Annotated in this window: 21 protein-coding genes and 1 tRNA gene; 11 read left to right on the top strand and 11 right to left on the bottom strand. The window is 55.6% G+C overall.

Annotated elements, in window-relative coordinates; translation table 11 throughout:
* The first annotated feature begins 257 nt into the window (after positions 1 to 257).
* From EGO56_RS17420 to EGO56_RS17410, 3 genes are all read left to right on the top strand, one after another.
* A complete protein-coding gene (locus tag EGO56_RS17420; protein WP_135910363.1) occupies positions 258 to 1,283 on the top strand; it encodes a LacI family DNA-binding transcriptional regulator in 1,026 nt (341 codons plus the stop codon).
* A gap of 150 nt (positions 1,284 to 1,433) precedes the next feature.
* Entirely contained in the window at positions 1,434 to 2,351 is a 918-nt protein-coding gene (locus tag EGO56_RS17415) for a TIM barrel protein (protein WP_135910362.1), read from the top strand.
* Between the two features lie 10 nt (positions 2,352 to 2,361).
* Complete coding sequence (locus EGO56_RS17410) at positions 2,362 to 3,531, top strand: Gfo/Idh/MocA family protein (protein ID WP_135910361.1); 1,170 nt, start codon at positions 2,362 to 2,364, stop codon at positions 3,529 to 3,531.
* Between the two features lie 379 nt (positions 3,532 to 3,910).
* Here EGO56_RS17410 and EGO56_RS17405 read toward each other — a convergent pair.
* From EGO56_RS17405 to aspA, 6 genes are all read right to left on the bottom strand, one after another.
* Positions 3,911 to 3,986: transfer RNA gene (locus EGO56_RS17405), tRNA-Phe, on the bottom strand.
* Between the two features lie 107 nt (positions 3,987 to 4,093).
* Positions 4,094 to 4,672, bottom strand: a complete 579-nt coding sequence (dicD, locus tag EGO56_RS17400; protein WP_135910360.1) for a division control transcriptional repressor DicD — start codon at positions 4,670 to 4,672, stop codon at positions 4,094 to 4,096.
* Between the two features lie 64 nt (positions 4,673 to 4,736).
* On the bottom strand, positions 4,737 to 6,437 hold the full coding sequence (locus EGO56_RS17395; protein ID WP_135910359.1) for a protein-disulfide reductase DsbD: 1,701 nt from the start codon (positions 6,435 to 6,437) through the stop codon (positions 4,737 to 4,739).
* Positions 6,413 to 6,727: a divalent cation tolerance protein CutA gene (gene cutA / locus EGO56_RS17390; RefSeq protein WP_135910358.1), complete on the bottom strand. Its 315-nt coding sequence runs from the start codon at positions 6,725 to 6,727 to the stop codon at positions 6,413 to 6,415. The genes EGO56_RS17395 and cutA overlap by 25 nt, the downstream gene beginning before the upstream one ends.
* Positions 6,728 to 6,791: 64 nt before the next feature.
* Positions 6,792 to 8,093: an anaerobic C4-dicarboxylate transporter gene (locus EGO56_RS17385; RefSeq protein WP_135910357.1), complete on the bottom strand. Its 1,302-nt coding sequence runs from the start codon at positions 8,091 to 8,093 to the stop codon at positions 6,792 to 6,794.
* Positions 8,094 to 8,204: 111 nt separating this feature from the next.
* Positions 8,205 to 9,641, bottom strand: coding sequence for an aspartate ammonia-lyase (aspA, locus tag EGO56_RS17380; protein WP_033731988.1), 1,437 nt, complete (start codon positions 9,639 to 9,641; stop codon positions 8,205 to 8,207).
* 328 nt (positions 9,642 to 9,969) lie between these two features.
* Here aspA and EGO56_RS17375 point away from each other — a divergent pair, with 328 nt between their 5' ends.
* From EGO56_RS17375 to EGO56_RS17360, 4 genes are all read left to right on the top strand, one after another.
* Positions 9,970 to 10,431, top strand: coding sequence for an FxsA family protein (locus tag EGO56_RS17375; protein WP_013359865.1), 462 nt, complete (start codon positions 9,970 to 9,972; stop codon positions 10,429 to 10,431).
* Between the two features lie 228 nt (positions 10,432 to 10,659).
* Entirely contained in the window at positions 10,660 to 10,953 is a 294-nt protein-coding gene (locus EGO56_RS17370) for a co-chaperone GroES (RefSeq protein WP_135910356.1), read from the top strand.
* Between the two features lie 48 nt (positions 10,954 to 11,001).
* Entirely contained in the window at positions 11,002 to 12,651 is a 1,650-nt protein-coding gene (gene groL, locus EGO56_RS17365; protein ID WP_003848314.1) for a chaperonin GroEL, read from the top strand.
* Between the two features lie 324 nt (positions 12,652 to 12,975).
* Positions 12,976 to 13,323, top strand: coding sequence for a DUF4156 domain-containing protein (locus EGO56_RS17360; RefSeq protein ID WP_008925394.1), 348 nt, complete (start codon positions 12,976 to 12,978; stop codon positions 13,321 to 13,323).
* Between the two features lie 52 nt (positions 13,324 to 13,375).
* On the opposite strand, the gene epmB is transcribed toward EGO56_RS17360, so the two are convergent.
* Positions 13,376 to 14,404 carry an EF-P beta-lysylation protein EpmB gene (epmB, locus tag EGO56_RS17355; RefSeq protein WP_135910355.1) on the bottom strand — a complete coding sequence of 343 codons (1,029 nt, stop codon included), beginning with the start codon at positions 14,402 to 14,404 and terminating at the stop codon, positions 13,376 to 13,378.
* Positions 14,405 to 14,447: 43 nt separating this feature from the next.
* On the opposite strand from epmB, the gene efp reads away from it, so the two are divergent.
* The 3 genes from efp to EGO56_RS17340 all read left to right on the top strand — a co-directional run bounded on the left by efp (position 14,448) and on the right by EGO56_RS17340 (position 15,434).
* Positions 14,448 to 15,014, top strand: a complete 567-nt coding sequence (gene efp / locus EGO56_RS17350; RefSeq protein ID WP_010251979.1) for an elongation factor P — start codon at positions 14,448 to 14,450, stop codon at positions 15,012 to 15,014.
* A gap of 51 nt (positions 15,015 to 15,065) precedes the next feature.
* Positions 15,066 to 15,197 (top strand): entericidin A/B family lipoprotein, encoded by a 132-nt coding sequence (locus EGO56_RS17345; RefSeq protein WP_003848306.1) that lies wholly within the window; start codon positions 15,066 to 15,068, stop codon positions 15,195 to 15,197.
* Between the two features lie 102 nt (positions 15,198 to 15,299).
* Positions 15,300 to 15,434: an entericidin A/B family lipoprotein gene (locus EGO56_RS17340; RefSeq protein ID WP_003848302.1), complete on the top strand. Its 135-nt coding sequence runs from the start codon at positions 15,300 to 15,302 to the stop codon at positions 15,432 to 15,434.
* Between the two features lie 58 nt (positions 15,435 to 15,492).
* Here the strand turns inward: EGO56_RS17340 and EGO56_RS17335 are convergent, their stop codons facing one another.
* Complete coding sequence (locus EGO56_RS17335; protein ID WP_135910354.1) at positions 15,493 to 16,014, bottom strand: lipocalin family protein; 522 nt, start codon at positions 16,012 to 16,014, stop codon at positions 15,493 to 15,495.
* Between the two features lie 135 nt (positions 16,015 to 16,149).
* Here EGO56_RS17335 and epmA point away from each other — a divergent pair, with 135 nt between their 5' ends.
* On the top strand, positions 16,150 to 17,127 hold the full coding sequence (gene epmA, locus EGO56_RS17330; protein ID WP_013359868.1) for an elongation factor P--(R)-beta-lysine ligase: 978 nt from the start codon (positions 16,150 to 16,152) through the stop codon (positions 17,125 to 17,127).
* 160 nt (positions 17,128 to 17,287) lie between these two features.
* Here epmA and degS read toward each other — a convergent pair whose 3' ends face one another.
* From degS to zapG, 3 genes are all read right to left on the bottom strand, one after another.
* Positions 17,288 to 18,349 carry an outer membrane-stress sensor serine endopeptidase DegS gene (gene degS, locus EGO56_RS17325; RefSeq protein ID WP_033781618.1) on the bottom strand — a complete coding sequence of 354 codons (1,062 nt, stop codon included), beginning with the start codon at positions 18,347 to 18,349 and terminating at the stop codon, positions 17,288 to 17,290.
* A gap of 89 nt (positions 18,350 to 18,438) precedes the next feature.
* Complete coding sequence (gene degQ / locus EGO56_RS17320) at positions 18,439 to 19,812, bottom strand: serine endoprotease DegQ (protein WP_010251960.1); 1,374 nt, start codon at positions 19,810 to 19,812, stop codon at positions 18,439 to 18,441.
* A 110-nt stretch (positions 19,813 to 19,922) separates the two neighbouring features.
* Positions 19,923 to 20,324, bottom strand: coding sequence for a Z-ring associated protein ZapG (zapG, locus tag EGO56_RS17315; protein WP_003848291.1), 402 nt, complete (start codon positions 20,322 to 20,324; stop codon positions 19,923 to 19,925).
* Positions 20,325 to 20,488 lie beyond the last annotated feature (164 nt).

The raw sequence follows: 20,488 nt of genomic DNA, 5'->3' as shown, positions 1-20,488 counted from the left end.
TCTAACCTTTTAATGATGTGATCCCATCAACCGGATCGACGCGGGATTTTTACCCGTTTTAGCAAACAGACGTTTTAAAGAGAACACAGAAAGAAATGAATGTTTCATTTTGAGAGGAAGATCAAAATTAGCTCTGATTTTCTATCAAATAAATGAGAGGAAATGGCCCTGTCGCGATAAAGTAGCGCTGTTTTAAACAACAGAACATAAAGACGTAGCCGTCAGTTAACGGGAACAGGAAAAGCAGGAGAAGGGTGATGTCAAAAGTGACGATGACGGCCATTGCGCAGGCGGCGGGCGTGGGTGTGGCGACGGTAGACAGGGTGCTGAACCGCCGAGCGCCGGTACGCAGTGTGACCGAGCAGAAGGTGCTGGCTGCGGCCCGCGAACTGGGCTATCGCCTGACCCAGGCGCACAGCCAGACCAGCGCGCCACTGGCTGCAGCCGCACTCCGCGTGAGCTTTATCCTGCTGCCTGCCCGCTATTCGTTTTATCAGCAGCTGGGCGAGGCGCTGAAACAGCAGCTCAGGGCGCAGCAGCCACAGGGCAGCGAGCCTGAATTCTGCTGGCATGATATTCACGAGGTTGAAGCCGTCGCGCATTCCTTGCGTCAGCTGGCACAGCGCAGCGATGTGATTGCTCTGGTGGCGCTGGATCACCCGCTGATCCGTCACGCAATCCAGGATGTTTCACGGCTGGGTGTGCGGGTTTACGCGCTGTTCTCCGATTTTTCGCCCTGTGACCATGCCGGGTTTATTGGCATCGATAATCAGAAAGCAGGACGCACTGCTGCCTGGATGGCACAGCATCTCCTGCGTAAGCCGGGATGTGTGGGTGTGCTGCTGGGCGACCACCGTTTCACCTGCCAGGAGAGCAGCGAAATCAGTTTCCGCTCCTACCTGCGCGAGTCGGGCATCAGTCAGCGGGTACTGGAACCGTTAAAAACGCATGAGTCGGGTGAAGGAGGCTATCAGGCGACCCGGCAACTGCTGGAAGCCCACGACGATCTGGTCATGATTTATGCGCCCTGTGGCGGTATAGAGGGTGTGATAAAGGCGCTGCGTGAAAGCGGTCGCACGCAGATTGATTTGCTGTGCCACGGCCCGCTGCCCGGCGATGAACTGGCGCTGATTGACGGCACCATCACGCTGATGGTGCGGCACCGTATTGATGCGATGGCGGAGGCGGTGATCGCTACCTGTCTTAGCAGCCGGATGGATCAGCCTGACCATTTTGCACAGGTGACCGTACCGTTTGAGATCGTAACGCGTGAAAACCTGTAGAAAGAACAGGTTAGCAAATACTTGATAATAATCTATCATTTAATGGGATTTTTAAACGCGATCTCTATCAAAAAATGAAACTTTCATTGTTGTGTGAGATGAAATTTTTATTTGATACTGCCAGCAGTTTTCACTGCACAGGCAGATATCATGACCTTTCATATTGCAAATGCCCCCTGTAGCTGGGGCGTGGATGATCCCGCTAATCCCTTTCTGCCGCCGTGGCAGAAAGTCCTGACCGAAGCCGCGCAGGCCGGCTATCCCAGTATTGAACTCGGCCCCTGGGGCTATCTGCCAACCGATGCCGCCGAACTGACCCGGCAGCTTAATGCGCATCAGCTTTCGCTGGTGGCAGGCACGATTTTCGATGATTTAGTCAGTGAAGCGCATTTTCCGACGCTGGTGACGCTGACCCACAATCTATGCCGCACGCTGTCCAGCGTACCTGTCGCGACTAAAACGCCCGGTGCCAGCGCGCCTTATCTGGTGATTATTGATTTCGGCAATCCGGAGCGGGCGAAATATGCCAGTCAGTCTGAAAAAGCGCCACGGCTTTCCGCTGACGACTGGCAACGCATGATGCAGCACATCACCGTTCTGAGTGAGATCGCCTGGCAGGAGTATGGCGTGCGGCCGGTTATCCATCCGCATGCGGGCGGCTGCATTGAGTTTGCCGATGAGCTGGCGCAGCTGGTCAGTGATATTCCGCATCAGGTCGCCGGTTTGTGTCTGGACACTGGTCATCTCTATTACGCCGGCATGGACCCGGTCGCTTCGCTGGAACAGTACTGGGACCGTATCGACTATCTCCATTTCAAAGACGTTAATCAGCCGGTCTGGCGTGATGCCCTCTCGCAGGGACTCGACTTTTTCACTGCCTGCGCGCAGGGGGTGATGTGTCCGCTGGGGCAGGGCGCGATCGACTATCCGGCGGTGCGCAGCTTGCTGACTGAACGTCATTATCAGGGCTGGATCACCATCGAACAGGAGCGCGATCCGCGCCATGCCGACACCAGCCTGCAGGATGTGAAAGCCAGCCTGGACTATCTCCGATCAACAGGATTCTGAGGACAACAGCATGATTAACGGTAAAAAAGCAGTTAACCGCTCGCTGCGCTGGGGCATGATCGGCGGCGGCGGCACCAGCCAGATTGGCTATATCCATCGTTCAGCGGCGCAGCGTGACGGCAATTTTGCATTGCTGGCGGGGGCGTTTGATATCGACGCGGCGCGCGGCCGCGAGTTTGGTCAGGCGCTGGGTGTGGCACCTGAACGCTGCTATCCCGACTACGCCAGCCTGTTCGCCGGAGAAGCGGCGCGCGAAGATGGCATTGAAGCGGTGTCGATCGCCACGCCAAACAATACCCATTTCGCCATTTGCCGTGCGGCGCTGAATGCCGGGCTGCATGTGGTGTGTGAGAAGCCGCTCTGTTTTACGGTCGAAGAGGCCGATGAGCTGGAGCAGCTGAGCCGGGAGAAGCAGAAGATTGTCGGCGTCACTTACGGCTATGCCGGGCATCAGCTGATTCATCAGGCCAGAGAGATGATCGCTGAAGGCATACTGGGTGAGATCCGCATTGTAAATATGCAGTTTGCTCACGGCTTCCATAATGAGGCGGTGGAGTTGCAGAGTGAAAGCACCCGCTGGCGGGTAGATCCGCGCTTTGTCGGCCCGAGCTACGTGTTAGGCGATCTGGCAACGCATCCGCTGTTTATCGCCGAAACGATGTTGCCGCAGTTGAAGGTGACGCGTCTGCTCTGTTCGCGCCAGAGTTTTGTCGCCTCGCGTGCGCCGCTGGAGGATAACGCCTTTGTGATGATGGAGTATGACAACGGCGCGGTGGGTACGCTCTGGGCCTCGGCGGTGAATGCGGGTTCCATGCACGGACAGAAGATTCGCGTGGTCGGATCGAAAGCCAGTCTGGAGTGGTGGGATGAGCAGCCAAACCAGCTGCGTTTCGAAGTGCAGGGCGAGCCGGTTCGCATTCTGGAGCGCGGCATGGGCTACCTTAACCCGCGCGCGCTGGAAGAGGATCGTATTGGCGGCGGGCATCCGGAAGGGTTATTTGAAGCCTGGTCGAATCTCTATCGCCGCTTCGCGCTGGCGATGGATGCCACCGATCGCCGTGACACCGCTTTCCTGGAGGATTTCTGGTATCCCGATGTGCATGCCGGATTAGCGGGCGTGCGCTGGGTGGCGCAGTGCGTGAAATCCGCAGATGCCGGGGCGGTGTGGGTGGAAGGGTAAGGCAGGACAGACATCATCATTGATGAAAACGTAAGATGCAGAACGCAAGAAACCCGCCAGAGGCGGGTTTCTTTAATTTCGAGCCCGAACCCGAAAATGCCCGGAGCATTTGCGCGACCCTAAGGGCGAGCCACACGATTTGGCGAGTGTATCGAACATTCGATATCGGGTTCGCCTCAGAACGCAAAAAACCCGCCAGAGGCGGGTTTCTTTAAATTTTGGTGCCCGAACCCGGACAAAAATGCCGGGAGCATTTTTGCATCGCGCGTTAGCGCGACCCGGAGGGCGAGCCACACGATGTGGCGAGTGTATCGAACCTTCGATATCGGGTTCGCCTCAGAACGCAAAAAACCCGCCAGAGGCGGGTTTTTTTAAATTTTGGTGCCCGAACCCGGAATCGAACCAGGGACACGGGGATTTTCAATCCCCTGCTCTACCGACTGAGCTATTCGGGCAACGGGGCGCATTAAACCGTAAAGGCCGCGGGTCGTCAACGGCTTTCACTAAAAAACCCCTGGAAACGTGACTGATTGCCTGATTTTCAGTCAAAGCGGGCAAAACCTCACGCCAGCGCGCCATTTTTACGGCACAGCGCGATGCTGTAAACATCTTCCGCCAGTCGCTGGGCAGTGGCGACATCCTGCACATTACGCTTCACCAGCAGTTTGCTCAGGCAGCCTTCAAGGATCAGCTCCATCTGATCGGCGACCATACTGGGATTATCCAGCGCCTGCTCTACCAGAATCTCATGGGTGAACTGCCATGAGCCGCGTTTCTGCTGCTCAGCCAGCTGATGAATGGGCTGATCGGGCTGCGGGTAGAAGCTGCAGGCGGCGATAAACAGGCAGCCCGGAAAGCGTCCCTTACTGACCTGCTCACTCAGTACTTCATAGCGCGCCATCAGCTTCTGATCGGGTGACATCGACTCATCCAGCAGGATCTGGCGGCGCCAGGTTTCGATCTGCTGGCCGTGATAGCGCAGCGCATCATAGAGCAGAGCGTCACGATCGGGCCAGAATAGCTGAAGCTGCTCAAGGGTTAATTCAGTCTGTCCCGCCAGGGTTTCCAATGAGAGGGTGGCGGCGAGGCCGTTCTGTTCAAGCACATTCAATGCATGCTCAAGTATCTGTTCACGCTGCAAGTGACTCTCCTCTGGTATGCAGGCCCGGCAATTTCACCGGGCAATGACCTGACTCCAGTGTTGTTTACGGGGTAAGTTTCTGCAAATGCGCTATGAAGTCGGCTGCATTGAGAAACCCGGTGATGCGCGAGCCGGGGATTTCATGGCCCTGCGCATCGAAGAACAAAATTGTCGGTAAGCCCAGAACCTGAAGATGCTGCAACAGCGCGTTGTCGCTGGCGCTGTTGGCGGTGACGTTGGCCTGTAGCAGCTGTACCTTGCTCAGGCTATCGCGCACGGCGCTATCACTAAAGGTATATTTTTCAAACTCTTTGCAGGCGACGCACCAGTCGGCGTAGAGATCGACCATGGTGATGCGGCCGCGGGCCTGCTGCAGCGCGCTATTGAGCTGTTGCGGAGTCTGAAGCGTCTGGAACGGCAGCGGAGCTACAGCATGCTGCGCGGCCTGACTGCCAAAGGCCCAGTCCTGTAACGGACGCGCGCTGATCAGCGCAGCGGCCAGCATGATAATCTGCACCACGCGCCACTTACCGCTGCTGGCGCGCAGGCTGACGCTGAACGCCCAGCCGAAGAAGGCCACGCCGAGCAGGCTCCAGAGCCGCACTCCCCACGCGTCACCCAGCACCCGCTCCAGCAGGAACACGGGCAACGCCAGGATGACAAAGCCAAAGCCCTCTTTAACGGTTTGCATCCACGGGCCGCTTTTCGGCAGCAGCCGGTTACCAAACAGGGTCACGGCAATCAATGGTAAGCCCATGCCGACCGCATAGAGCCACAGCGTTCCGGCACCGGCCCACAGATTTCCGCTCTGCGCGATGTAAAGCAGAATGGCACTGAGCGGGGCCGTGGTGCAGGGCGAACAGATCAAACCGGCCAGCGCACCCATCAGGAAGACGCCGGGCAGCGATCCGCCCTGCTGGCGATTGCTCCACAGGGTCAGACGGGTTTGCAGGCTGGCGGGCAGTTGCAGCGTAAACAGGCCGAACATCGACAGCGCCAGCACGATGAACAGCAGGGAGAGCGTGAACAGCACGTAGGGGTGCTGCAACGCAGCCTGGAAGCGCAGCCCCGCGGCCGCGACCACCATCCCCAATAACGTATAGGTCAGCGCCATCCCCTGGACATAGACCATCGCCAGCGCAAACAGTCGGCCCAGCGAATAGTGGCGCTTGCCGCCAAGGATGATGCCGGAGATCAGTGGATACATCGGCAGTACGCAGGGCGTAAACGCCACGCCGATGCCGATTAATAACGCCCAGAGCGGAGAAAAGGGCAGCGGACTGGCAGGCGCGGGCTGAGCACTGACCGGCGCTGGCGCGCTGCTGGCTGCAATCTCACTTACCGGCACGCTGCGTATCTCAGGCGGGTAACAGAACCCGGCGGCGGCACAGCCCTGATACGTGACGCTGAGCGTGGCATCAGGGCCTGCCTGTTTCAGCGTCACCGGCAGCGTCAGGTCCTGCGGATAGATCTCACTTTTGCCGAAGAATTCATCTTCATGCGGCTGACCGGCGGGCAGCGTCAGCGGCGCAATGGTCGCGTTCTGCGGCGTGATGTGGATCTGCTGGCGATAAAGGTAGTAACCCGATTTCACTTTCCAGTGCAGGTTGAGCTGCGCGCCCTGCTGGTCAAAGTCAAACGTAAACGCCTGATCGACCGGCACAAAGCGGCTGGTCGCCGGATTTGAAAAGAGGGATGCGTGCGCCTGCAGACAGATAAACAGCGTTAGCAGAAGCGTAATTAAGCGAGAGATGCGTGCAGCCATGACAAGTATTCACTGTCTCCATATTGAACCGGCAGCGCCAGCAGTTCGGGTACGTCGTAAGGATGTGATTCTTTGAGCAGATCGCACAGCGCCTGTTGATGATCGCTGTCGCACTTCAGCAGCATCTGGACTTCGCTGCTCTGCTCCATTTTGCCCTGCCAGAGATACCAGGAGGTCGCGCCTGGCAGCAGGGTGACGCAGGCCGCCAGTCGGGCTTCCAGCGCCAGGGCAGCAAGTTTTTCTGCCGTGGCCTGATCGGGCACGGTGCAGAGGATCACGACAGCGTTCATCCTGTGACTCCTGTTGAAAAGAGCGCCGATGATAGCACGCTCCATCCGTAACACGATGACGGCGCTATAACAGCAAGCCGCCAAAGACGAAGCCGGATAGTACCGACAGCGCAATGGCGATCACGCCGGGAATAATAAAGGCATGGTTAAAGACAAACTTGCCAATCCGGGTTGAGCCGGTGTCATCCATCTCCACGGCGGCCAGCAGGGTCGGGTAGGTCGGCAGCACAAACAGCGCCGAAACCGCCGCGAATGACGCGATGGCCGTCAGCGGCGTCACGCCCAGCAGCAGCGCGGCGGGCATCAGTGCTTTGGTGGTGGCGGCCTGTGAGTAGAGCAGCATGGAGGCGAAAAACAGCACCAGCGCCAGCATCCATGGATAGGTTTTCAGCGCGTCGCCCGCCAGCATCTGGATCTCCGCCAGATGCGCTTTGACAAAGGTATCGCCCAGCCAGGCGACGCCCATCACGCAGATACAGGCGCTCATGCCGGATTTAAAGGTACTGGCACTGAGGATTTCGCTGGTGTCGAGTTTGCAGGTCAGACTGATCAGCGTGGCGATGGTCAGCATAAATACCACAATCGCTTCGTTACGTGGCAGCGGCGGATTGGCGATCAGGCCGACGCTGGCGCTGGTCGCGGTGGCATAGAGCACCACGGCCACAATCCCTGTCAGAAACAGCAGCACCGACTTTTTCGCGCCCGGTTTTGCCTGGAAGACGCTGGCACCGCGCAGCGTGACTTCGCCTTTGGCGAGACGCGCCTGATAGACCTCATCATCTTTCAGCTCACGGCCCAGGAAGTTGGTCACCAGTGCCGCCAGGAAGAGACCCACCATAGTTGAGGGGATGGCAATCGCCAGCAGCGTGATATAGCTGACGCCGCGCGGTTCAAGCAGGGTGGCGAAGAAGACCACCGCGGCTGAAATCGGTGACGCGGTAATCGCGATCTGCGAAGCCACCACCGCAATCGACAGCGGTCGGGAAGGGCGAACGCCTTGCTCCTTCGCGACTTCGGCAATTACCGGCAACGTCGAAAACGCGGTGTGCCCGGTTCCGGCCAGCAGCGTCATCAGATAGGTCACGAGCGGGGCCAGCAGCGTGACATGGCGCGGATGACGGCGCAGCAGGCGTTCCGCCAGGCTCACCAGATAATCCATGCCGCCCGCCACCTGCATGGCGGCGATCGCGGCGATCACCGCCATGATGATTTCGATCACATCGAACGGGATAGCACCGGGTGCCATGCCAAATCCCAGCGTCAGCACCAGCACGCCCATGCCGCCGGCGAACCCGATGCCAATGCCGCCAAGACGCGCGCCCAACCAGATCGCCATTAAGACGATAAGCAGCTCAACCACAAACATGAATCACTCCTGTAAAGTAAACCGGTAAAACCTGGGTGTGCTGTGTAACAAAAAAAAAGGCACACCATGTTGATCGCGGTGTGCCTTTGGTTAACCAGCGTCGGTTAAGCCTTACTGTTCGTTTTCATCGGTATAACGTTTGGCTTTATAAACCGGGTACATCAGGTTCTGCACCGAGAAGATATCGTCCAGCTCACTTTCCGTCAGCAGGCCGCGCTCCAGCACCACCTCACGCACGCTTTTACCGGTCTCCGCACAGATTTTGCCAACGATATCGCCGTTGTGGTGGCCGATGTACGGGTTGAGATAAGTGACGATACCAATCGAGTTGAAGACGTAGGCTTCGCACACCGCGCGGTTAGCAGTAATGCCGTTGACGCACTTCTCCAGCAGGTTGTAGCAGGCGTTAGTCAGGATGCTGATCGACTCAAACAGCGCCTGGCCAATTACCGGCTCCATCACGTTAAGCTGCAACTGGCCCGCTTCAGAGGCCATCGTCACAGTAATGTCGTTGCCGATCACCTTGAAGCAGACCTGGTTAACGACCTCTGGCACGACCGGATTGACCTTGGCCGGCATGATAGAGGAACCCGCCTGCAGCTCTGGCAGGTTAATTTCGTTCAGGCCAGCGCGCGGACCGGAGGAGAGCAGGCGCAGGTCATTACAGATTTTAGAGAGCTTCACCGCCAGACGTTTCAGCGATGAATGGACCATCACATAGGCACCGCAGTCAGAGGTCGCTTCAATCAAATCTTCTGCTGGCACCACTGGCAGGTTACTGACTTCCGCCAGACGCTGAACCGCCAGGTGCTGGTAGCCTTCCGGCGTATTGAGGCGGGTGCCGATGGCGGTCGCGCCCAGGTTCACTTCCAGCAGCAGTTCAGCAGTGCGCAGAATGCTTTTGGTCTCTTCATTCAGCAGCACGCTGAAAGCGTGAAACTCCTGACCGAGGGTCATTGGCACGGCATCCTGCAGCTGGGTGCGGCCCATTTTCAGGATGGTCTGGAATTCATCGGCTTTGTGCTGGAAGCCTTCGGCCAGCTGGCTGATGCCATCAAGCAGCTTCAACAGCGAGCTGTAAACGGCGATGCGAAAACCGGTCGGGTAGGCGTCGTTAGTGGACTGGCATTTGTTAACATGATCGTTGGGGTTAAGGTACTGATATTCCCCTTTCTGGTGGCCCATCAGCTCCAGGCCGATGTTTGCCAGTACCTCATTGGTGTTCATATTGACCGAGGTCCCGGCACCGCCCTGATAGACATCCACGGGGAACTGGTCCATACAGCGACCGTTGTTCAGCACTTCGTCGCAGGCCTTAATGATGGTATCGGCAATGTTACGCGGGATGGTCTGCAGCTCTTTATTGGCCATCGCTGCCGCTTTTTTTACCATCACCATACCGCGGACAAATTCAGGTATGTCGCTGATTTTGCTGTTGCTGATATAAAAATTTTCAATCGCACGCAGAGTATGAACGCCATAATAGGCATCCGCCGGAACTTCGCGCATACCTAACAGGTCTTCTTCGATACGAATGTTGTTCGCCATGATAACCTTCTTGTTGTTGCCGCTAACCATCACAAAGGATGTGTTTATTTTGTTGTGGTGTGCCCGTGCCGACATATTATCCGTCTTCACCGTGGCATGTGCGATCATATTCTGATGCATAAGAAAAGCACGCATGCAGATCACTTAATGCTGCCGTCTGGTTAACGATATGTGAAGTTGGTTACAAAATTAACCCCGCAGGATAAATTTGACAGGATCGGTTGAAAATGGCGGCGCGGGTGCCCATCTCTTTTCTTATCATCCTCAGGATGAACGCTTTCTGCTGACCGGCACGCTGCCGTTCAGCCCCTACTTACAGGAGAGTACGGTGCGCTGGATACCGTTATTAGTCTTTTTTGTTCTGGCCTGGATCGAGATTTCGCTCTTCATTCAGGTTGCGCACGTCATGGGCGTGCTGCTGACCATGCTGCTGGTGGTCTTCACCTCGTGCATCGGGGTGTCACTGGTCAAAAATCAGGGCATGAAGAACTTCATGCTGATGCAGGAGAAGCTGGCGCGTAACGAAAGTCCGGCCAGTGAGATGATCAAAAGCGTATCGCTGATCATCGCCGGTTTCCTGCTGCTGTTGCCGGGCTTCTTTACTGACCTGCTCGGCCTGTTATTGCTGCTGCCACCGGTGCAGAAGCATCTGACGCTGAAGCTGATGCCTCATCTGCGCGTCTGGCGCGGACCGGGTGCCGGACCGGACAGCGGTTACACCATGGATGGCGAGTTCGAACGTAAAAACAGCGATCGCCTTGAGCACCATGACGATCACAAGGATCGTTAATCGCAGCGGTCACCTTTGAAAGCGCAGCCTCCGGGCTGCGTTTTTTATTTGTCGCGCCTTCTGTTCAAAAAGCCGCCACTTATCACGTTCGCGTAAAAAATTTGTTGTCCGCCCCCTTGAAAGCAGGTGGGTATGGCCCTATCTCTCTGGTCACGAGGCCGGAAGCCATGCAGCCCGGTGTTCAACCCCAAAACTGAATGATTGGACTTCTCAAAGGAGAGCTATCAAATGAAAATTCGTCCATTGCACGATCGCGTTATCGTCAAGCGTAAAGAAGTTGAAGCTAAATCAGCTGGCGGCATCGTGCTGACCGGTTCCGCAGCCGGTAAATCCACCCGTGGTGAAGTTCTGGCTGTCGGCAATGGCCGCATCCTTGAGAGTGGCGACGTTAAGCCGCTGGACGTGAGGGTTGGTGACGTCGTGATCTTCAACGAAGGTTACGGTGCTAAAACCGAGAAAATCGACAACGAAGAAGTGCTGATCATCTCTGAAAGCGACATTCTGGCGATTGTTGAAGCGTAATTTTTTCGCGTAACTCACTGAACGAAACGAATTTAAGGGACAATTGAAATGGCAGCTAAAGACGTAAAATTCGGTAATGACGCTCGCGTAAAAATGCTGCGTGGCGTGAACGTACTGGCAGATGCAGTAAAAGTTACCCTGGGCCCGAAAGGCCGTAACGTGGTTCTGGATAAATCTTTTGGTGCACCGACCATCACTAAAGATGGTGTTTCTGTGGCACGTGAAATCGAGCTGGAAGACAAGTTCGAGAACATGGGCGCGCAGATGGTGAAAGAAGTAGCCTCTAAAGCGAACGACGCTGCGGGCGACGGTACCACCACTGCAACCGTACTGGCACAGTCAATCATCACCGAAGGCCTGAAAGCGGTCGCAGCGGGTATGAACCCGATGGACCTGAAGCGCGGTATCGACCAGGCAGTTATCGCTGCGGTTGAGAAACTGAAAGCGCTGTCTGTGCCTTGCTCAGACTCTAAAGCGATTGCGCAGGTTGGTACTATCTCTGCTAACTCCGATGAAACCGTAGGCCAGCTGATTGCTCAGGCGATGGAAAAAGTCGGTAAAGAAGGCGTGATCACCGTTGAAGAAGGCACCGGCCTGCAGGACGAGCTGGATGTGGTTGAAGGTATGCAGTTCGATCGTGGCTACCTCTCTCCTTACTTCATCAACAAGCCAGAAACTGGCGCGATTGAACTGGAATCTCCGTTCATCCTGCTGGCTGACAAGAAAATTTCTAACATCCGTGAAATGCTGCCAGTGCTGGAAGCCGTTGCGAAAGCAGGCAAACCACTGCTGATCATCGCGGAAGATGTTGAAGGCGAAGCGCTGGCAACGCTGGTGGTTAACACCATGCGCGGCATCGTGAAAGTGGCTGCGGTTAAAGCACCAGGCTTCGGCGACCGTCGTAAAGCTATGCTGCAGGATATCGCTATCCTGACCGGTGGTACCGTGATCTCTGAAGAGATCGGTATGGAACTGGAAAAAGCGGCGCTGGAAGATCTGGGCCAGGCTAAACGCGTTGTGATCAACAAAGACACCACCACCATCATCGACGGTGTGGGTGAAGAGGCGACAATCCAGGGCCGTGTGACCCAGATTCGTCAGCAGATCGAAGAAGCAACCTCTGACTACGACAAAGAAAAACTGCAGGAGCGCGTAGCGAAACTGGCAGGCGGTGTAGCCGTTCTGAAAGTAGGCGCAGCAACTGAAGTTGAAATGAAAGAGAAGAAAGCCCGCGTTGAAGATGCGCTGCACGCAACCCGTGCTGCTGTCGAAGAAGGCGTGGTTGCAGGTGGTGGTGTGGCGCTGGTTCGCGTTGCCGCACAGCTGGCCGATCTGCGTGGTCAGAACGAAGATCAGAACGTCGGTATCAAAGTTGCGCTGCGCGCAATGGAATCTCCACTGCGTCAGATCGTCTCTAACGCCGGTGAAGAGCCATCCGTTGTTGCTAACAACGTGAAAGCGGGCGACGGTAACTACGGTTACAACGCGCAGACTGAAGAGTACGGCAACATGATCGACTTCGGTATCCTGGACCCAACCAAAGTGACCCGTTCTGCTCTGCAGTACGCGGCCTCTGTTGCGGGTCTGATGATCACCACCGAATGTATGGTCACTGACCTGCCAAAAGGCGACGCTCCTGATTTAGGCGGCGGCGCTGGCGGTATGGGTGGCATGGGCGGTATGGGCGGCATGATGTAATTGCCGTTGACTGCTTAAGTCATCACAGAACCCCCGATCGGAAACGGTCGGGGGTTTTTCTTTTGGGCAGGAAAATAGTATAAGTAGTGGCGCAATCGTTCGTCTTTCCTCTTGATATCTCCCGCTGTCTGCGCGCTGACTGTTGCCGCCCTGCCGGATTGACTTACTGCTGTAAGTTTATCGGGATGCGCCAATCTGCCAGCCTGAACTCAGTATGAAATATTGAGGTGATATAACGGGATTAAGGCAATGAATGTTCAGAAAAAAGTGATCTTTTTCTGCTACGCTGCCACCCGACTCTGATGATAATAAATGGGGATTACAATGCGGATTAACCTCTTGCTCGGACTGACGGCTGGCGCGTTATTGCTGGCGGGCTGCAGCAGCTCTACGCAACTCTCTTCAGCAGGACAGCGTGTAACGTTTACCGATCAGCAGCCTGGCAATAACTGCCAGCTTCTGGGCAATATCACCGGCTCACAGAGCAACTGGCTGAGCGGTGCAGGCGGCGAAACCAGCGCACTGCGCGGTGCAGCCAATGACCTGCGCAATCGTGCAGCGGAGATGGGCGGCAACGTCATTTATGGGGCAACCAGCCCGACGCAGAATCTGTTGTCCGCGTTCGCGCCACTCGACAGCAAAATGACCGGCCAGGTTTATAAGTGCCCATAATGTGAATCGGGCGTCTGCTTTATGTAATCGGCCAGCTTTTTGCTGGCCGTTTTTATTCCTGACGTAACTGTAAATCTAACGGTGTTTTACTTGGCTCTCCACCAATTTCACGCGCCAGCTTTGGCACCAGATAACCCGAGACCTGTGACAACAGCGCACGCACCAGTTGACGGGCTTCCTCATCTGACACAAAGAAGTGCGCGGCACCCTGTACCTTATCAAGCACATGCAGATAGTAGGGCAGAATACCGGCATCAAACAGCGCATTGCTCAGGGTGGCCAGCGTCCGGGCATTATCGTTGATACCACGCAACAGCACGCTCTGATTCAGCAGGGTGACACCGGCACGCTTCAGGCTGCTCATCGCCTCACGCAATTCATCATCGATCTCCTGCGCATGGTTGATGTGCGTCACCATCAGCACCTGCAGGCGGGTTTCGCTGAGCATCTGACAGAGCTGATCGGTGATGCGCGCCGGGATCACGACCGGTAAGCGGCTGTGGATGCGCAGACGCTTCAGGTGCGGGATCTGTTCCAGCGCCGCGATCAGCCAGGCGAGCTCATGATCTTTCGCCATCAAGGGATCGCCGCCGGAAAAAATGATCTCATCCAGCTCGGGATGATCGGCGATATAGTCCAGTGCAGCCTGCCAGCTACGCTTGTTGCCGGGATTGTCCTGATAGGGGAAATGACGACGGAAGCAGTAGCGGCAATTGACGGCGCAGCCGCCTTTTACCAGCAATAATGCCCGGTTTCGGTATTTATGCAGCAATCCAGGTACAACGTTGCTTTGTTCATCGAGTGGATCGGTGCTATAACCTGGCGCATCGATGAATTCCTGGCGGCGGGTCAGTACCTGAAGCAGCAGTGGATCGTGCGCATCGCCTTTTTTCATCCGGCGGATGAACGCATGCGGAACACGCAGGGCGAAAAGACGCCGCGCATCCGCACCTTCAGCCAGCTCGGTGTGCTGATCAAGGGCTAAAATCCGCAGTAATTCATCAGGTTCAGTGACAACATCCGCAAGTTGCTGCAACCAATCTTCTCTGGAAGGTGTTTTTAGGGTTACAATGTGTGCCATTTTTTTGGCTTAGTACCAGTGTCAATTTTCGTAGAGGGCCTTCATGGCGACTTATTCTAGCAACGATTTCCGTCCCGGTCTTAAAATCATGTTCGAAGGCGAGCCGTATGCCATCGAATCCAGTGAGTTCGTTAAACCGGGTAAAGGTCAGGCATTCGCACGCGTTAAAATGCGTCGCCTGCTGACGGGTTCTCGCGTTGAGAAAACTTTTAAATCTACCGACTCCGCTGAAGGCGCAGACGTTGTAGATACCAACCTGAACTACCTGTACAACGACGGCGAGTTCTACCACTTCATGCACCCGGAAAGCTTTGAGCAGTTCCAGGTTGAAGAGAAGACGGTAAGCGATGCAGCGAAATGGCTGCAGGATAACGCTGAATGTATCGTTACGCTGTGGAATGGTCGTCCAATCGCCGTTCAGCCGCCGAACTTTATCGAAGCGGAAGTTATCGAAACCGATCCAGGCCTGAAAGGTGATACTGCGGGTACTGGCGGCAAGCCAGCCAAGCTGTCTACCGGCGCCGTGGTGAAAGTGCCATTGTTCGTGCAAGAGGGCGAAGTGGTCAAAGTTGACACCCGCTCTGGCGAATACGTGTCACGCGTGAAATAAGATTCGCAGGCGCATCTTCTGGTGCGCCTTTTTCTTGTCTGAGAGAAAAAAATGATCAAGCTGGCAAAATTAATCGCATTCGCGTTGCTGGTCTCTTCTGCGCTTAGCGCCTGCAACACATTCCACGGTTTTGGCGAAGATGTCTCCCACTTAGGCGGTGCCATTTCGCGTGCGGCAAAATGACCTTAACTGATTGTCCTTTTTAGAGTCCCGCCCGCAGCAACTGCCTGAAATCCGGCTATGCTTAAAGCGCTGTACTTTACATCCATCAAAAAGGACATTGTTATGTTAAAGAAAAGTATTGCTGCAATCTTCTCTGTACTGGTGCTCTCTTCTCTGCTGACGGCGTGTAATACCACGCGCGGTGTCGGTGAAGATGTCGAGGCGGGCGGCCAGGCGATTCAGAACAGCACGAAGTAACCTGTTATTCCAACCGGTACGAAAAGCTTTTCGTACCGGCTTGTCATAATCTGCACTATTACTGTTTTACCCAGATTAGCTCCTCGACCGGGAAACCATCCCGACGCGCCTGCTCAACCAGTTTCTCTTTTACGCCCGGCTCCAGTTGGGGTGTCCGTGACAGTATCCAGAGATAGTGGCGATTTGGGCCGCACACCAGCGCATAGCGATAGTCGGGATCCAGTGCGATAACGTTATAGCCGCCGTAGAAGGGACCAAAGAAAGAGACTTTCAGCGACGCACGCTGGGGTTCACCAGTGAAGTAGGCTTTACCGACGCTCTCCTGCCAGCGCTGCTTTTTGACGTTATAGCCACGATTAATCACCTTCAGGCCGCCATCTTCACGCGGGCTGTAGTTTGCCGTCACCTGCTCAAGGCCACGCTCAAAGGGATGGTTGAGGCGGGCAATCTCATACCACTGACCGAGATAGCGCTGACTGTCAAAGTTATCAATGACCGTGACGTTCTTTGGCGGCGTGGTGCTACAGGCAACTGAGAGAAAAGCACTCAGGCTGGCAACAACTGTTTTCCATGGAGACATAGTGGGATTCCTTTGTGATTTAACCGCTTAAGTATAGAAGCCGAAACGCTGTTTTTGGCAGCGCGGGCACGAGATTGTTTGCCGCAGGCATTGCAGGTAGACTTCCCCCCCTAATTTGTATCAGGAGTCATCACCATGAGCGAAACGGCAAGCTGGCAACCAAGCGCATCCATCGCCAATTTGTTAAAACGTGCCGCTATTTTAGCCGAAGTGCGTCGTTTCTTTGCCGATCGCGGCGTGCTGGAAGTCGATACGCCGGCGATGAGCCAGGCAACGATTACCGATATCCATCTGGTGCCCTTCCAGACGCGCTTTGTCGGGCCTGGTGCGGCGCAGGGGCGCGATCTCTGGCTGATGACCAGCCCGGAATATCATATGAAACGCCTGCTGGCGGCGGGCAGTGGCCCGATCTACCAGATGGCGCGCAGCTTCCGCAATGAAGAGGCGGGACGGCACCATAACCCCGAATTTACCATGCTGGAGTGGTATCGTCCGCATTACGACATGTACCGTCTGATGAACGAAGTCGACGATCTGATGCAGCAGGTGCTGGAGTGTGACAGCGCCGAGTCGCTCTCTTATCAGCAGGCATTTATCCGCCATCTGGATCTGGATCCGCTGTCAGCGGACAAAGCGCAGTTGCGTGAAGCGGCCGAGAAGCTGGGTGAAGGTGAGCTGGCGCGCGCAGAAGAAGATCGCGACACCTTACTGATGCTGCTGTTTATGCTGGGTGTGGAACCAAAGATTGGTCAGGATAAACCCTGCTTCGTTTATCACTTCCCGGCCAGCCAGGCAGCACTGGCGGAGATCAGTACGGAAGATCATCGTGTGGCCGAGCGTTTCGAGGTCTATTACAAGGGCATTGAGCTGGCGAACGGCTTCCGTGAACTGACCGACAGCCGTGAGCAGCGTCAGCGCTTTGAGCAGGATAACCGTCGCCGTGCAGCGCGCGGCCTGCCTGTGCATCCGATTGATACCTATCTTTTGGATGCGCTGGCGCATGGCATGCCAGCCTGTTCCGGGGTCGCGCTGGGTATCGATCGCCTGATCATGCTGGCGTTGAAAGCGGAGTCATTGAGTGAAGTGATCGCGTTTCCGGTGGATCGTTGTTAAAAGTCCGGGTTAAAAGGGCAGGGATGGCCCATCTGATCGCAAAGGAAACCTGCATCCCTGCAGGTCGGCCTCGCCATCCTGGCTCGGACGCTTTGCTCTTCAGATGGGCCACCCCTGCCCGTCAGGCTAAGGCATTGCTGTTAGTCTAAAATCCCGCCAATCAGCTGCTGCTATCCGGAAACTCCTGAATGGTTACCGGCAGCGTCAGCTTCTGGTCGTTTCGCAGCACCTGTACATCAATTACTGAACCCGGACGAATTTCGGCCACCTGATCCATGGTCTCCTGCGCGGAGATGGCTGGCTTGCCGTTGACGCTGAGCAATACATCATTGGCCTGAATCCCGGCTTTATCTGCGGGTCCATCTGGCGTGACCACACTGACAATAATCCCCTGAACCCGATCCAGATTGCTGCCCTGTCCGTGCAGCGGCGGCAACTCACGCCCGGTAATGCCGATATAGCCGCGGATGACCCGACCATCACGAATCAGCTTATCCATGATTTTCGACGCTAAGACAGTTGGAATGGCGAAACCGATGCCTTCCGGGGTTTCACCATCATTACTCTTATCAAACGTCAGGGTGTTAATGCCCATCAGTTCGCCAAGCGAGTTAATCAGCGCACCGCCGGAGTTACCCTGGTTGATTGAGGCATCGGTCTGCAGGAAGTTCTGCCGGCCTGACGAACTCAGACCTACGCGGCCTGTGGCGCTGATAATGCCCTGCGTTACCGTCTGACCGAGGTTATAGGGGTTACCGATTGCCATTACCACATCGCCGATATGCGGCTGCCGGTTGGGATTAATCGGGATAACGGGCAGGCCTGAAGCGGTAATCTTCAGCACCGCCAGATCGGTCATACCATCGGAACCCACCAGCGTCGCTTCAAAGAAGCGGCCATCCTGCAATGCCACGATAATCTGATCGGCATTGTTGATCACATGCTTGTTGGTGAGGATGTAGCCTTTCGTATTCATGATCACCCCTGAACCCAGGGTGGTGATGCCACGATTGTTGTTGCCGTGGGCGCTGCGGTTGTAAACGTTCACAACGGCAGGCACGGCGCGGCGCACCCCCTGATTGAAGCTAAAGGGCGTTTCGTCGGTAATATTTTCGTGGTTATAGAGGGCGTCGCTGCCCATACGCAGTGCAGGCAGTGCTGCGAGCAAAATACCCGCCACAATCAGGCCCAGCACCACGGCACGCAAAAGTTTAAGAAACATGGTGTTAAATCACGCCAGGGGAGATCGCAGGGGAGAATAACATGAGAGCGGCGGACACACACGCGCTTGTGTCCGCCGTAATGCGAGGTTTATCTCAACAACAGATAGATACTTTCATCGCCGCGCACCACATTCAGTGCCAGTACCGGCGGTTTTCCTTCCAGAATTTTACGCATTTCTGCAATGGTCTGAACGCGATTGCGGTTAACGCCGATAATCACATCATCTTTCTGCAGACCAACCTGTTCGGCTGGCGTACCTTTTTCGATGGTATCGACCTTCACGCCTTTATCACCGGTTTTGGTCTGTCCATCACTCAGGGTTGCGCCCTGAAGTGCAGGTGACATCAGCTGAGCGCTGGCGGTACTCTGGGCGCTCTGTTCCAGCGTGACGGTAACGGTTAGCGGCTTACCTTCGCGCAGCAGGCCAAGTTTAACCTGCTCGCCTGGCGGCGTGGTGCCCACTTTGACGCGCAGCTCTGCGAAGCTGGTAATTGGCTTATCGTTAATCGACGTAATGATATCGCCTGACTTCACGCCTGCTTTCTGTGCGGCAGACTGCGGTAAGACTTCTGAAACAAAGGCGCCGCGCTGCGCATCGACATTGAACGCTTTAGCCATATCGGCCGTCATTTCAGTGCCTTTGATGCCGAGCTGACCGCGCTTCACTTCACCAAATTTGATTAGCTGCTGCGCGAGGTTCATCGCCATATCGCTCGGAATCGCAAAGCCGATGCCGATGTTGCCGCCGCTGGAGGCCAGAATCGCAGTATTGATACCAATCAGCTCACCGTTAAGGTTAACCAGCGCGCCGCCCGAGTTACCGCGGTTAATGGCCGCATCGGTCTGAATAAAGTTTTCCAGCCCTTCCAGGTTCAGGCCGCTGCGGCCCAGCGCCGAGATAATCCCGGAGGTGGCGGTCTGTCCCAGACCAAACGGGTTACCGATCGCCACCGCGAAATCACCCACTTTCAGCTGATCGGAGTCTGCGACTTTCACCTGGGTGAGGTTTTTTGCACCCTGAATCTGAATCAGCGCGATATCGGTCTGCTCATCATGGCCGATCAGTTTGGCTTCATATTCGCTGCCGTCGCCAAGCTGTACGTTGATCTTATCCGCACCGTTAACCACGTGATTGTTAGTCAGCACATAGCCTTTAGCGGCGTCAATGATGACGCCAGAACCTAAGCCTTCAAATGGCTGCGGCTGACTGTTTCCGCCAGGCATCTGGCCGAAAAAACGCTTCAGGGGTTCAGGAATATCCTGAGCCTGCGCACCGGAATCAGTGCCTTCCACGTGAACACTGACCACGGCAGGTAACACTTTTTCCAGCATCGGTGCCAGACTTGGCAGCGGCTGGCCCGCAATTTGTGCTGGCAGCGTTGCCATCGCGTCTGGCGCGGCGGCAAGGCTCATCCCAATACTCAGGGCTAATGCGCTAAACAGGCGTGCTTGTTTTTTCATTGCTACAACGCTCTCGCTGCAAAAGGTGGGAGGAATTAATGAGTGTGACAGTCGTTTGCGGTCAGGGTTCGCAAAAACAGTGGGCGCAGACAGGCTGCGCCCCAAAAAGATTAGTCGCGGGCAGGGCGCTCGCCACGCAGTAAACCGGATGCGCCTTCAGAGTAGTCGCGTGGCATCTGCACTGGCACCTGATCGTTGTCCGCTTCAGCTTCAGTCAGCTGATAGGCAAACGGATTTTTCTGGCCAGGCAGATTTGGCAGCAGGTCATTCGAGCCTTTTGCCATATGCTGATAGAGCTGACGATAGTCACGCGCCATGTTGTCCAGCAGCTCCGCGCTCTGCGCGAAGTGGTTGGTCAGCTCTTCGCGATAATCAGCCAGCTCCGCTTTCGATTTTTCCAGCTCATACTGCATGCTGCGCTGCTCACGCAGCTTTTTGTTGCCAAAACGCATGGCGACTGCGCCGACAATAATACCTACCACTAAACCAATTAGCCCGTATTCCCAGGTCATAATGACTCCCGTGTTATTTCCATTGTTCCGTAGGGCGTTACACCATATTCAATAATAGTCACTATACCCGTTAATCTTATGGATGTGGAACTCCGGAGCAGCATGGCTTAGTGTAGAACGGCCTTTTTTTCAGCAACCGTGGTATCAATCAGACACCATTCAGG

The sequence above is a fragment of the Pantoea vagans genome, assembly GCF_004792415.1.
Lineage (GTDB): Bacteria > Pseudomonadota > Gammaproteobacteria > Enterobacterales > Enterobacteriaceae > Pantoea > Pantoea vagans.
Note: the sequence above shows the minus strand (reverse complement) of the source record. Positions and strands in the feature narration are given on the sequence as shown.